Annotated in this window: 13 protein-coding genes; 6 read left to right on the plus strand and 7 right to left on the minus strand. The window is 65.7% G+C overall.

Annotation, left to right across the window (positions count from 1 at the left end; translation table 11 throughout):
* Window positions 1–8: 8 nt before the first annotated feature.
* The 3 genes from BV210_RS03685 to BV210_RS03695 form a co-directional block, all read right to left on the minus strand.
* Window positions 9–1,454, minus strand: a complete 1,446-nt coding sequence (locus BV210_RS03685) for a hypothetical protein (RefSeq protein WP_077205336.1) — start codon at window positions 1,452–1,454, stop codon at window positions 9–11.
* A gap of 144 nt (window positions 1,455–1,598) precedes the next feature.
* Window positions 1,599–3,287: an AMP-binding protein gene (locus tag BV210_RS03690; RefSeq protein ID WP_077205337.1), complete on the minus strand. Its 1,689-nt coding sequence runs from the start codon at window positions 3,285–3,287 to the stop codon at window positions 1,599–1,601.
* Window positions 3,288–3,640: 353 nt separating this feature from the next.
* Complete coding sequence (locus tag BV210_RS03695) at window positions 3,641–3,967, minus strand: 2Fe-2S iron-sulfur cluster-binding protein (RefSeq protein ID WP_077205338.1); 327 nt, start codon at window positions 3,965–3,967, stop codon at window positions 3,641–3,643.
* A gap of 110 nt (window positions 3,968–4,077) precedes the next feature.
* Between BV210_RS03695 and BV210_RS03700 the strand changes: the two genes are divergently transcribed.
* Both BV210_RS03700 and BV210_RS03705 read left to right on the plus strand, forming a co-directional pair.
* Window positions 4,078–5,490 (plus strand): geranylgeranyl reductase family protein, encoded by a 1,413-nt coding sequence (locus tag BV210_RS03700; RefSeq protein WP_077205339.1) that lies wholly within the window; start codon window positions 4,078–4,080, stop codon window positions 5,488–5,490.
* A gap of 205 nt (window positions 5,491–5,695) precedes the next feature.
* Window positions 5,696–6,184, plus strand: coding sequence for a type IV pilin (locus tag BV210_RS03705; protein WP_253741595.1), 489 nt, complete (start codon window positions 5,696–5,698; stop codon window positions 6,182–6,184).
* 31 nt (window positions 6,185–6,215) lie between these two features.
* Here the strand turns inward: BV210_RS03705 and BV210_RS03710 are convergent, their stop codons facing one another.
* Window positions 6,216–7,496 (minus strand): amidohydrolase, encoded by a 1,281-nt coding sequence (locus tag BV210_RS03710; RefSeq protein ID WP_077205341.1) that lies wholly within the window; start codon window positions 7,494–7,496, stop codon window positions 6,216–6,218.
* Window positions 7,497–7,529: 33 nt separating this feature from the next.
* The gene (locus BV210_RS03715; RefSeq protein ID WP_077205342.1) at window positions 7,530–7,853 is read right to left on the minus strand and encodes an uS10/mL48 family ribosomal protein; all 324 of its coding nucleotides are present in this window, start codon (window positions 7,851–7,853) and stop codon (window positions 7,530–7,532) included.
* A 113-nt stretch (window positions 7,854–7,966) separates the two neighbouring features.
* Between BV210_RS03715 and BV210_RS03720 the strand changes: the two genes are divergently transcribed.
* Together BV210_RS03720 and BV210_RS03725 are read left to right on the plus strand one after the other, a co-directional pair.
* Complete coding sequence (locus BV210_RS03720; protein ID WP_077205343.1) at window positions 7,967–8,392, plus strand: bis(5'-nucleosyl)-tetraphosphatase; 426 nt, start codon at window positions 7,967–7,969, stop codon at window positions 8,390–8,392.
* 55 nt (window positions 8,393–8,447) lie between these two features.
* On the plus strand, window positions 8,448–9,512 hold the full coding sequence (locus tag BV210_RS03725) for a DUF5787 family protein (RefSeq protein ID WP_077205344.1): 1,065 nt from the start codon (window positions 8,448–8,450) through the stop codon (window positions 9,510–9,512).
* A 286-nt stretch (window positions 9,513–9,798) separates the two neighbouring features.
* On the opposite strand, the gene BV210_RS03730 is transcribed toward BV210_RS03725, so the two are convergent.
* Complete coding sequence (locus BV210_RS03730) at window positions 9,799–11,136, minus strand: RNA-guided endonuclease TnpB family protein (protein ID WP_077207957.1); 1,338 nt, start codon at window positions 11,134–11,136, stop codon at window positions 9,799–9,801.
* 332 nt (window positions 11,137–11,468) lie between these two features.
* Entirely contained in the window at window positions 11,469–11,945 is a 477-nt protein-coding gene (locus BV210_RS03735; protein ID WP_077205345.1) for a DUF5797 family protein, read from the minus strand.
* Window positions 11,946–12,034: 89 nt separating this feature from the next.
* On the opposite strand from BV210_RS03735, the gene BV210_RS03740 reads away from it, so the two are divergent.
* Entirely contained in the window at window positions 12,035–12,808 is a 774-nt protein-coding gene (locus BV210_RS03740) for an enoyl-CoA hydratase/isomerase family protein (RefSeq protein ID WP_077205346.1), read from the plus strand.
* Window positions 12,809–12,914: 106 nt separating this feature from the next.
* Complete coding sequence (locus tag BV210_RS03745) at window positions 12,915–13,289, plus strand: hypothetical protein (protein ID WP_077205347.1); 375 nt, start codon at window positions 12,915–12,917, stop codon at window positions 13,287–13,289.
* Window positions 13,290–13,304 lie beyond the last annotated feature (15 nt).

Consider the following 13,304-nt stretch of genomic DNA (forward strand, 5'->3'; position numbering starts at 1 on the left):
CTGTGGGGTCAGGGAGTAACCGGCCTCGACTCGCCCGCACGCTCGACGCTGGCGGACTCACCGTAGTCGAACTCGCTGTCGTCCTCGCCGAACGAGTCATCGCCATCCTCGACGGAGCCGTCGTCCTCGCCCCACGAGTCCTCTTCGCCCCACGAGTCATCCTCGGACCAGTTTTCGCCGTAGCTATCGCCGTATCCCTCGCCGTATCCGGTTCCGGACCCGAGGAACGCGCCGGTCGCGTTCTCGGCGAAGTCGATCAGCGCCCGGTAGCCGTCGGCGACGCCTGCGGGGGAACTCTCGAAGGTCACCACCACGTCGGCCCCGTCGCGCGAGATGGTCGTATTGTCCAGCAGCGCCGCTGTCTCGTTGGGCGGGACGGTGTACTCCATCGCCGTGAGGGTCCCGCCGAGCAGGTCCCGGAGGTCCGCGGCAGTGTCGCCGTTGCGTGCGGTCAGTCGGAACTCGTACCCGACGACGCCGTCGGAGCCACTCCCGTCCGTGTAGTACGCGCCCGCGTAGGATTCGACGTCGAGGAGGTTCCGGAGGCGGTCGATGTTGTCCAGCCCCGGGATGCCGGTCATCGCCGCCGTCTCGTTGGCCGCCGAGAGGTTGGCCTCGTCGGCGTCCTCCGGGACCGTCCCGGCGAAGCGAACGTGGCCGTCCGGCGACGATTCGTAGGCGTTCCGGAGGTCGTCGTCGATGGCCTCACCTGCGCCGCGATCCACGTCGACGGCGTCCTTCACGGCCGCCTCGGTCCCGGTGGCGAACTCGCCGTCGTCGAGGACCGCGATCCACGTCGGCCCGCTGTCGACGGGATCCGTCTCTGACTCGACGTCTATCTCGCCGAACCCGCCCGCCTCGGTTTCGGACTCGAACCCGCCAGCCTCGGTTTCGGACTCGAACTCGCCGCCCGTGGTTGCGCTGTCGGACTCCCGGTCCTCCCCGTCGGTGGACTCGTTGTTCTCGACGACGTAGACGGTATAGCCCTGATAGGTCCGCTGTTCGTAGTCGGAGCCGTTGGCGGTGGCCTCGACGAACGCGTCGGTTTCCCAGTCGGAGTCGACGACAGCGCCGCTGTAGTTCGACTCGCCCTCGTCACCGTACGCGGAGAAGGCGGTCATGCCGTGGAACCCATCGAGGGACAGTTCGCTGTCGTTCTCCGCCTCCTCGACGGCCGCCTCGAAGTCGTCGGGGCCGTCGTAGCTCTCGTTCGCCGACGCGGTCACGTCGATGAACTCGTCGACCAGCGCGCGGGTCGTCTCGTCCTCGGTGATGTCGCCGTCGACGTGCATCACCGTGTCGGCCTCCGCGGGGACGGCCCCGAGCATGTCCTCGCTGGCCAACAACCCACCGGTCAGCGCCATGTACGTCGCGGCACCGCCGACCGCGACGACCACGACGCTCGTCAGCGCCACCTGGAGTTTGTTCGCCGCCAGCACCTCCGACAGCGCCATCAGCGACCCTCCCGCACAAGCGTCGATTCCGTGTCCGAACTATCGCTCCGGCTCCGATACTGTCCGCTCATATTTGTGAAGATTCCATCACGATGGGATAAAGAAGTTCCCCTCGAAACGGAGCGTGTTACCGCCCGCGGCGACTCACTCGTGGCGACCTTTGAGCGTCTGTTTGTCGGTCTTGCCCACGTCGGTCAGCGGAATCTCGTCGACGACGTGAACCTCCTCGGGCATGGCCTGCTTCGGAACCTTGCCCGCGAGGTGGTCACGAACGTCTTCCTCGGTGAGATCACCGTCGTAGTCGGGGTCCTCCTGGACGTAGACGATGACGACCTCGCTGCCGGGGCGGTCCGGGTCCGGCGCGCCGATGGTCGCCGGGCGGTGGACGCCGGGGTGGGAGAACAGGACCTCGTCTACCTCCTCGGAGTAGACCTTCAGCCCCGAGACGTTGATCATGTTCTTCACGCGGTCGACGATGTAGAAGCGACCCTTGGCGTCGATCTTCGCCACGTCACCGGTCGCGACGAACCCCTCGTCGTCGAACGGGTCCTTGCTCTCGTCGAGGTAGCCCTTCATCCGCTGGGGGCCGTTCAGCAACATCTCGCCTTCGAGTTCCTCGTCGATGGCCTTCTGGAGGGGAATCTCCTCGCCGGAGTCCACGTCGACGAGTTTGACCTCCGTGTCCGGGACCGGCACGCCGATTGTCGGCATGTCGAAGCCCTCCTCGCGAGTGTCCTCGCCCAGCAGCATGTCCTGCAGGCCGCGGGTGTTGAAGTGGGTGACCGGGGACATCTCCGAGAGGCCGTAGCCCTGGGAGACGCCCTTCGATTTCTCCTCGAACTGCTCTTTGGTCTCGGTGGCAAGCGGCGCGGACCCGGAGAGGCCGACGACGTCCTGATCGAGGTCCTCGTTGACGATCTCCATGAACTGCGTCGGGACGCCCATCATGATCAGGGGCTCGCGCTCCTCGATCAGATCGACCATCATCTCCGTGTCCCGGGCGTCGGGCACCATCAGGATCTCCAGGCCGAGTTCGATCAGCGAGTGCTGGACCGAGTAGCCGTAGGCGTGGTACATCGGCAGCGCCATCACTGCCCCCTCGTCGCCCCGCATCATGTCCGCCATCCGCGACTGGGCGGCGTTTGCCTGCAGGGCGTTGGCCACCAGATTCCGGTGGGTGAGCTGACAGCCCTTCGGTAGGCCGGTCGTCCCACCCGTAAAGAGGAGCGTGTGCACGTCCTCTTCCACGTCGAACTCGACTTCGGGCGGGTTCGGCTCGGTGGACTCGATCACGTCGGTGAGCCACTCGACGCCCTCGACGGCCTCGTGGTCCTCGGGGGGGTCCTCGCTGTAATCGTCGACGGTGGTAAGGATGACGTCGTCGAGGTCCAGTTCCTCCTGGAGGCTCTCGATGAGATCACGGTGTTTGTCCTGTCCGATGAGGACCTCGGGCTGGCCCTGTTCGAGCCGGTAGATCAGGTCCTCCTCGGCGTCGAGGAAGTCGTTCGGGATGTGGACCCCACCGGCCCGGGAGATGGCGTTCTCAGCGACGACGAACTGGATCGAGGTCGGCAACACCGTCGCGACGCGACTCCCCTTCTCGACCCCCCGGTCGCGAAGCGCCGTCGCCAGCCGGTCGACCTGCTCGACCAGTTCCGGATACGTGTACATCTGCCCCAGCTGGACGAGTCCCTGTTCGGGGTGCTCGTCTGCCGAATCGTAGAGGAACTGGTGAACCGGCTGGTCGGGATACGGTTCGAGCGACTCCGGCACGCCGAACTGCTCGTACTCGGCGAACCACGGTTTCTCGGGTAGCTCGGTTGCGTCTGACATCTACATTTATTTCCCATCCCCCGTGGCTTAAATCCGCATGATTAGCCATCAGCGACCGCCCATATACCGGATGCGCCGGAAAACTTCGGCCCTATAATACGCGCAGTATCGGATGAACGCAACAAACCGACTGAAAGCGGTAGATCCGGTGTGAGTCAGGTTATTCGGTCGCCGTCCTGTTCGTCTTCGCTCCACCACCACGCCGGTGCAGGTGACGTCGACCTGCGTCTCGGTATCGGCCGAGACCGAGTCGCCGCTCGCCCATCCGGAGACGCTCGCTTCGCTCCCGTCTCCCGGCTCGCTTCGCTCACCGTTCGTACATTCGGAGACGCTCCTTTCAGTCGCGTCTCCCGTCAATCGTCGGCAGCCGCCCCAGCCGTCTCCTCGGCGTCGGCCTCGATACTGGGCGGGTACTTCCCGCGATCCAGCACGAGGTCGGATTGCGGCCGCGCCATACAGGTCAGCGCGTACTCCTCGCGCTCGGCATCGGTGAGTCCGTGCGCCGCGGGCTGGGTGACTTCGCCCTCGACGACCTTCGCCGAGCAGGCAAGACACATCCCGACCCGACAGGAGTACTCCTGGGCGATCCCCTCCTCGATGCACCGGCGGAGGATCGTCTCCGTCTCCGAGACCGTGATCTGTTCCCCCGTCCCCGCGAATTCGACGGTGTAGTCGGTCATACCCTCGGATTGGGCACCACCTGTCAAAGGTCTTTATCCCGGAACTCGTCCCCGCCGCGAGGACAGGACGGGAATAAAGAGTTTTCTCGATGGGGCAATCAGGGGCGAATATGGCTACACAGGAGGCCGACACCGGTGATTCGACCGCCGGTGGCGGGACCCGGTCGTACGACATCGTCGTCGTGGGGGCGGGGACGGCAGGGTGTTACGCGGCCGCGACCGCCGCACGCGAAGGACTCGACGTCGTCATCGTCGAGCGCAAGTCCGAGCAGGAGGCCGGACACATCGCCTGCGGGGACGCGCTGAAGGGCGCCGACAACTTCCCGGACAGCATCCCCAAATCGCAGATCGAACCGGCCTTCACGAACACCGTCGTGGATCACGGGCGCTTCGAGATTCCCTCCGAGGACGCGGTGCTCGACATCCCGGTCCCGGGCGAACTCGCCGTCATCGACCGCTGGGAGTACGGCCGCCTGCTGATCGAGGGCGCGGAGAAAGCCGGCGTCGAGTTCCACTACGACACGGTCGTCCAGGACGTGAACCAGACCGCGGACGGTCGCGTGACCGGCGTCGACGCCGTGCGGCAGGGCGAACCGATCACCTACGAGGCCGACGTGACCATCGACGCCGCGGGCGCGCTGTCGATCCTGCAGGACAACGCCGACCTCTCGGATGCGACCTTCGACACCAACGTCAACTACTCGCAGTTCTCCTCGGGCTACCGGGAGATCATCGAGGTCGACGAGCCAGTGGACTGGTCCGACGCGCTGGTCTTCAAGCCGACCAAGCGGGCCTCGGGCTACCTCTGGTACTTCCCGCGGACTTCGACGGAGATCAACGTCGGCCTCGGCTTCCAGATGAACGAGGAGCCGATGCAACTGGTCGAGGACCTCAAGGAGGACGTGCGCAACCGGCCTGAGTTCGAGAACGCACGCGTCACGGACAAACTCGGCGCGGCGCTGCCGACCCGGCGGCCCTACGACTCGGCGGTCGCACCCGGCTTCCTCGCGGTCGGCGACGCCGCCGGCCACGTCAACCCGACGACCGGCGGCGGCATCGCCGGCGCGGCCTACGCCGGCCAGTACGCCGCAGAGGAGGCCATCGACGCCCTCGGCACTGGTGACCTCGGTGAGGGCGCACTCTGGGAGTACAACCGCCGGATCATGGACCACTTCGGCGGGCGCTACGCCGCGCTGGACGTGTACAACATCTTCACGATGGCCTACGATCTGGACGACCTGATGGCATTGCTGGCCGCGATGCCGGGCGAACAGCTCGCGGAAGCCCTCTACGAGGGGTCGACCGACATCAGCCTCCCCCTGAAGGTGAAGACGGCGATCAAGACCTTCGGCCACTGGAAGACGATCTACGACCTCTACCAGACGAAGAACCTGGCCGACCGCCTGCTCGACCACTACGGGAGCTACCCGACGTCCCCCGACGGGTTCGAGTCCTGGCGTGCCGACCGCGACGCCGTGATGGACGAGATCTACGAGACGACCGGCGCCGAACCGAAGTACTGACGGCCGCGAGAACCGCTCTTTCCCCGTTTGACTTAAACCCCCGGCGATCAATCGCTCAAGATTTATCAGGTATAACTACAAACAATGTTACACGACGGGGGCGGTACCTTCGTGGGCATGTGGTGCTGTGCGGGCGTGACAGTAGGTGACCGTCCCGGTGGGGGCAACCATGAACGTGAAACGACTATTCACAGACGATTCGGCAGTGTCACCGGTCATCGGCGTCGTGCTGATGGTCGCGATCACAGTGTTGCTGGCCGCGACGGCAGCGACATTCTTCCTCGGTATCGGGCAGGACAACAGCAACAGTACGCCACAGGTAGCGACGAGTTTCGACTACGATCAGGACACCAATGCAGCCGGCCACCGTGCCGATAGGCTGAAGGTCAGCCACGACAGCGGCGATACGATCACAGCGAAGAACCTCGACATCGTGGTCTCGGATGCAGCCAAGTACGATACCGGAAAGGCCACCTGGACGGACCTGAACAACAGGTTCCAGTGGAACGACTTCGACGGAGTCGACAGCGACGACCAGATTTCCGGGGGCGACAGCGTGACGCTGAACGCCACCGACAAACCGCTAGACCACTCGAATATCAAGGGGCTCAACCTCGACGGCGCGACGGTCAAACTCGTCTGGGACGATCCGGGTAGCAGTTCGACGTTCACACTGAACACCTGGCAGGACTGAGGCTGCGAACCGATTTTCCGCTTTTTCCTTATCAGGGAGCCTCGCGTCCGAGGTGTGTGATGGTGTCTGCGAGCACCGCGACACCGACGGGCAGGGAGTCCTCGTCCACGTCGAACGTGTCTGTGTGGTGACCGCCGGGGTGGTCGGTGCCGACGCAGACGAAGGCGGCGTTGCCGCCGTGGTCCTGCACGCGTCGCATCAGGTAGGTCGCGTCCTCGCTGCCGCCGAGGTCGTCGTGGCGCAGGACCGTCTCGACGCCGTCGGTCCGCCCGGCGACGACTTCGACCACGTCGACCAGTTCCGGGTCGCTCTCGGCGCTTGGGGCCTGTCCCGCGGTTTCGATCTCGACCTCGCAGTCGTGCATGGCTGCGGCATTGTCCATGACGCGGTCGGCACGCTCGCGCATGTACTCCATCAGGTCGGTCGTCTCCCCGCGGACCTCGCCCTCGATGTACGCCTGTTCGGGGATGATGTTCGAGGCAGTGCCGCCACCCACGTCACCGGCGTTGACCCGCGTCGCGCCGGCCTCGTTCCGGGGGATCGAATAGAGGTTCTGCACAGCGGCCGCCATCGCCTGCACAGCGTTGCGGCCCTCGCTCGGGTGGCCGCCGGCGTGCGCGGACTCGCCGGCGAAGTCCGCGCGGAACTGACTCACCGCGAGGAAGCCCTCGACCCCCGCGACGACCTCGCCGGTGGGATGATCGAGACCGATGTGCAGCGCCAGCAGGTAGTCGACGTCGTCGAGGTGACCGCTCTCGGCCATCGGGGCTGCGCCGCCGACGACCTCCTCGGCGGGCTGGAAGAGGACTTTCAGCCGGCCGGCGAAATCACGATCCGAGAGGGCGTCGAGGACGCCGAGTCCGATGGTCGCGTGGGCGTCGTGCCCGCAGGCGTGCATCGCGCCGGTCTCGGAGCGAAATCCCTCGGCCGCGGGAACGTGGCCGGGGTCGTCGGACTCGACCAGCGGGAGGCCGTCGATGTCGACCCGGAGGGCGATCGTCGGACCGTCCCTCTCCCCGTCGAGGACGGCGATCGCGCCGGTGTGGCCGCCGTCGAGGCGGTCGAGCAGGTCGGGATCGACCCCGGCCTCGCGGGCGCGGTCGCGCCACGCGGTCAGTTCGTCGGGGTCGGGCACGCCCATCCGGGCGTCGGCGTCGAGTACCTCGGGGCCGACCAGCAGGTCGTCGACGCCGATGGCTTCGAGTTCGTCGATCACGCGGGCGGTGGTCCGGAACTCCCGCCAGGCGGGTTCCGGGTGGCGGTGGAACTCGCGGCGCAGGGAGACGAGGCGGTCGCGGTCGACGTGGTGCATGCCGCTCCCGAGGAGTGCAGGAGACTTAAGAAATCAGGTCGTCTGGCGGCGCTGCTCGATCTCGGCGGAGACGTGGACGCCGTCGGGGAAGTCCCGTTCGGCAACGGAGCGGGCGAACCCGTCGTGGCCGACGATCTCGATGGTCCGGGTGTAGACGGTGTAGTTCCAGGGCTGGAAGCGGTCGCCGTCGTCGACGAGGCGTTTGCACTGGGGGACGCGCAACTCCTCGGGCGGGTGCGGGTGGGGACCCTTCAGTTCGACGCCCTTGCGCGCGGCGGTCTCCTTGATCGTGGTGACCACGTCCTCGAGGCGGTGGCGATCGCCGCTTTCGAGCGTGAGCTTCGTGACGAACGGCATATAGGGAGCGGATGAGGGCGACGGGCAAAAACCCATCTCTCCGCAGTCGCCGCCGACTGCGTGTCGTGATCCCTCCGATATTCTCTTAAGTACTGGTTGAATATCGTAGGGTAATGATAGAGGCCACGAGCGCGGGAGCCATCCTCTTTCGCGATACGCGTGGCCGCAGGGAGTACCTCCTGCTCAAGAGCCGCCCCGGCGACTGGGAGTTTCCCAAGGGCGGCGTCGAGGGCGAGGAAGAACTCCAGCAGACTGCGATTCGCGAAGTGAAAGAGGAGGCCGGAATCGCTGATTTCCGGCTCTTGGACGGCTTCCGGGAAGATTACGACTACGTGTTCGAGGCGAACGGGAACACGATTCACAAGACCGTGCACCTGTTCATCGCCAAATCGTTCGAGGCGAGCGCAGAGCTGTCGAACGAACACCGCGACATGCAGTGGCGCGACTACGAACAGGCGGTAAACACCGTCACGCAGGACGGCCCCCGCGAGATACTGGAACAGGCCCACGAGTTTCTGAACGAGGAAACCGAGTTCTGAGGCGCGGGCCGGCGCGGGCGACAACGGTTTGAGCCCCGGGTGTGGAGAGAGCCGTGTGTCGAGCGAACCCGAGTTCGTCTTCGAGTTACGGGTCTGCCAGTGGGCCGAGCGCTTCTGGCCCCCCGGCGGCGAGCGTCGCGACGACACCGCCGTCCTCGTCGCGCGCCAGCTCGGGACGAAGTACCGCCGCTGGGACACCATCGTCGTCGAGGCCGATCGGTCGGCGCTCCGAGAACGGGCCGCGTTCGGGGCCGAAGAACTGAACTCCGACCTGCTTGGCGTCGTCCGGCACGCTCCCGCCGAGTGGGCCTGGTACCGCGACACCCTCCCCGAGCCGAGCTACCCCTGGCGGTACGTCCGCGAGGCGGTCCACGAAGCTGGCGACCGCGACCTGATCGAGACGCGACGGGGCGCGAACGGCCGGATCGAGTTGCGACGCCACCAGCCCTACCCCGAGTGGGTCGACCGGATCGTCGCCATCGAGAACAAGCCCGACCTCGACCGCGCGGCGGCGCGGAATCTGGCCCCCCAGCTCGAACGCGACGTGGCGCTGGGGCTGGCCGACGAGGTGTGGGTGGCCACGGCCCGCGAGGGTGGCACCGTCGAACCGGCACTGCTGGAGGACCTGCCCGTCGAGGCCGGCATCCTGACGGTCGATCCCACGGCCAACGCCACGGCGGGCGAGGCGGCGGTCGACGTGGCCTGGCACCCCCGGACGCTCGCGCCAGCGGACCCGGGGACCCGAATCACCGAGCGCCCGACGGGGAGCGGTCGGGACGCCTCGGCCGCTCGCTTCGAGTACGCCGACCCCGAGTGGAAGGCCGGCAAGCGCCGCGAGATCGCCGAGCGAGCCTACGGACGGGGCTGGCGGGCCTACGCGGACACGATGCGCCCGGACTGCCGACACTTCCGGCTCCGCACCGAGACGGGCGATGCGCTCCCGTGGTGTGCGGCGAAGGGGTGTCACCCGACCGCCGGCGAGTGTTCGGGGTCCTGCCCTGACTTCGCCCCGGAACCGCCGAGCTGGCGACAGCGGGACTGGCCCATCGACGGCGGGCCCGGGAAGGCGATCAAGCGATTGCTCGACGCCCAGCGACGACGGCGACGGCCGGGACTGTAACGGAGTCGAACACGACAGCGAACCGTCGCGTGCGGGACTTTATCACACTGGGCGGCGTACTCGTCGCATCTCGCTCGTCGGCGCGGGTCGGCGTGTCGGGAGGTGACCATGAAAATCGAATGCGAGAACTGTGGCCGGAAGGTGACGGTCGGCAGAGAGGGACAGGAGTCACGCGCGCCGATGCGATACTGTCGGCGATGCGGGGACGAACTCCCACAGCACGACGACCTATGACATCCTCCGCGCCGTAAACGGCGCGGTTTCCTCCGTGGGAGTCTCAGCCGGTCTACGACTCCCCGGAGGCAACATTCCCGTTGTAGTGGACGGTACTCGGGTCTGTGCGCTGTTCTTTGGGACGGTGAGAGCGTGGTAACTCCGACCAGTTGTGGTCGTCCCACTCGAACCGCACGGGCCGTGCCATCGGCCTGACTGTCTTCTCTGAATGCCGCTTCAGGAACGTTTCTGACGCTGTGAGGTCGGCGTGCCCTTCGAACCCACACGGACAGGTAAGCGTGTCCTGATGCCGTGTCGTTCGGTCTATGCCGCCACACTGCGGGCACTCTTGGCTCGTCCACGCCTCTGACCGGACCTCGACGGAGATACCGTATTCCTCGGCGGTACACGCCAGTCGTTCGGTGAATTGCTTGAACGCCCAGAAGTTGTGGGTCTTGGCGTTGGTTTCGACCGACCAGTGTGTATCCAGCACGTCGGTCAGACCACCGATATACACGGTATCGACACCTTCGGTGTACAGTCGGTCCAGCAGGTCACGACACAGTGCTTTTTGTGCGTGGTCGCGGCGGCGTGTCCGCTTGCGGTACAACTGCCGGATACGATTACTACTGTATCGGCCGTCTTCGAGTTTCGACTGTAACCGGGCGATTTCTCGCGTTGTCTTGTGGAATCGCTGGAACAACTCGCGGCCCCCGTACAGATATTGCTCGCCGGTCGTGGTGGTACAGGCGACGAGATTGTTTGCACCAATGTCCAGAGCGGCCGTCTCTGAGGCCAGTGGAGTGTCCCGTGCATCAGTAATAGTCACGGGTTGCGAAGCTCGGAAGGTGCTGTCAGTCTCGTCGTACCATAATTCCAACCGGCTCTGGTCTTCGTAGTCAGGCCAGTTCGGGTCGCCAACGACTTCCAGCCGGAGACGGCTTTTCGGGCTGTTGTGCCTGTCTCGGAGTTGTTCTCCGACGACTATCTCAAGTCGGGACCGTTCACCCCATTCGACAGTGTACGCATCTTTGCGAATGACGCCTTTGAGAACACGTCCGTCGTCTTCGTTCCCACGGAATCCCGGTGGTTCGGGGTGTTCCGTGACCGACGTGTTTGACTCGTCGTGATACTGGTCTTTGAGCGTGAAAAACGACCCCCACGCTTCGGTGTTTTTCCCAATTACTTGTTGGGCGGTGGACGCACCGAGAACGCCTTTGTACTTACCTTCGAGTCGGCCTGTATCGGCGTCCCACACGTCACCCTTGAAGCCGTCTTCGTCGTTGTACCGCATGAGGCGCTGGTAATTGACTTCGTTCCAGAGAGCGGCGGAAGCGTCCAACAGGTCCCGTAGCACTTGCTCCTCTTCGTTGGAGAGCGGTCGCACGGCAAACGTGTTGGTACGCTTCATCAGCCAATCCTTTATACGTCTGTTCCGGGTTTGAATGTAAGCCATCCGCAGTGGAAGTGAAACTCGTCCGTCTTGTTGGAGACTCATGGCCAGCGATCTCTCGGCAGAATCTCACTAGAGCTTACGCGCTTCACGCCCGTCCTCGAAAATCGAAGATTTTCGGGTGCAGCAAGACCTCCGGTCTTGCCATGCCCCTGTTCGGTCTTCGGGTCCGACCGCATGTCGGAACACTCGTCCCTCACTGGAAGGGCGGGACTCTCGCGCTGTTACAGGTAGCGGAGGAGCCCGGACGCAGGCGACGTGGCGGAGCCGCGCGCGGACCGTGTGGTCCGTCAGTCGAGTTCTTCGACGGTGAACTCTTCGCGAGCCATCGCCAGCCGGAAGGTGGGGACGGTCCGCCGGATCCGCTCGGCGATACCCTTATCGGAGAGACTCCGGAGCGCGGACCGAACGTCGTCGATCTCGGGGTCGCGGCCGGTATCCCTGAGATCGTGCAGGACGGACACGACGCTCTGTGAGCGCTCCTCGGGGCCGGCCAGCACCTCGATCACGGCCGCCTGGAGGGGCGGGACGCGGAGGACCCGCTCGCCCTCGGGGTCGTCGACACCGACGAGCGCGGCGGCGTCCTCGGTGGCGCAGATGAGGCTGTTCTCGTCGCGGTAGTAGTACTCTTTCAGTTCGTCTTCGAGGTACCCGTGGACCTCGCTGCCGCTGTCCAGGTCCCACCGATCCTGGAGTTCGGCGTTTTTCGTCGGCTGGAGCGCGACGACGTCCGCGAGTCGCTCGCGGGCCTCCTCCGAAAGCGTCATCGACCGTCGCTACACCGAGGACGTATTTTGATGTTCTGCATCGGCCCCGCCAGGCCAGCGCTTATCTTCCCGGTGGCCGGAGAGGGTGCATGGACTGGGACACAGTCACGCTGGACCACGAGGACGGCATCACCACCCTCACCGTCGACCGCCCCGACCGCCTGAACGCGCTCAACGTCGAGACCCTCGACGCGCTGGACGAGGCGCTCGACGAGGCCGAGGACCTGGACACGCGCGTCCTGATCGTCACCGGCGCGGGCGACGACGCCTTCGTCGCCGGCGCGGACATCGCCTACATGAAGGACATGGGCGTCGAGGCGGCCAAGGCCTACGCCGAGCAGGGCCACCACGTCATCGACCGCGTCGAGACCTTCCCCGCGCCGGTCATCGCGGCCGTCAACGGCTACGCCTTCGGCGGCGGCTGTGAACTCGCTCTCGCCGCGGACCTGCGCGTCGCCAGCGAACGCGCAGTGATCGGCCAGACCGAGATCGACCTCGGCATCGTCCCCGGCTGGGGCGGCACACAGCGGCTCGCCCGCCTCGTCGACGACGAGACAGCCCGGCGGATGGTCTTCTTCGGCGACCGCGTCGACGCCGAGGACGCCGACCGCCTCGGCCTCGTCGGGGACGTGGTCGCCCACGACCAGCTCGAGGAGTTCGTCCGCGACATGGCCGAGGATCTCGCCGAGAAACCCGCCTTCGCGCTCCAGTCGGCCAAGGAGGCGCTCAACCAGGTCCACCGGATGCACTTGGACGCCGGCCTCCAGTACGAACAGCGCGTCTGGAGCGGCCTGTTCGGACACCCCGACCAGCGCGAGGGCATGGAGGCCTTCGTCGAGGACCGCGACCCGGACTTCGAGTAATGGACGACCCCCGGATCCGACCCAGCGGGCCCGGGCCAGCCCGGAACCACTTCCCGGGTCGACGCACCCGGCAAAGCTAACTGATAGGGATTCTAGATTTCGGTCGATGACCGACGAGCAGTATCAGAAACTCCTCCAACTGGTCCGCGGCCGGGCAGGTGACGCGGTCCGTGCAGTCCTGCAGTACGACGCCCACGACTGGACGATGCTGTACATCCGGGACGACGTGGCGACCGAGGGTCTCCGTGACGCGCTCGACGATCTCGTCGATCGGGTTCGGGACCGTGACCCGGTCGTCACGCGGGAATCCTACGGCGGAATCGGCGAGACGCAGGCGACCGTGGAACTGCACGCGGCGGCGGCGCTAGTCCACCTCAGAGAGAGTGACACGGCCGGCGTGGTCGTCTCGCTGGACCGCGACATCGCACAGGGACTCGGCCAGTTCGTCAACCGCTGTAACGTCGTTCTACACGAGGAGTGAAGCGAGGCGAGCGGG

This window comes from Halorientalis sp. IM1011 (assembly GCF_001989615.1).
Classification (GTDB): Archaea; Halobacteriota; Halobacteria; order Halobacteriales; family Haloarculaceae; genus Halorientalis.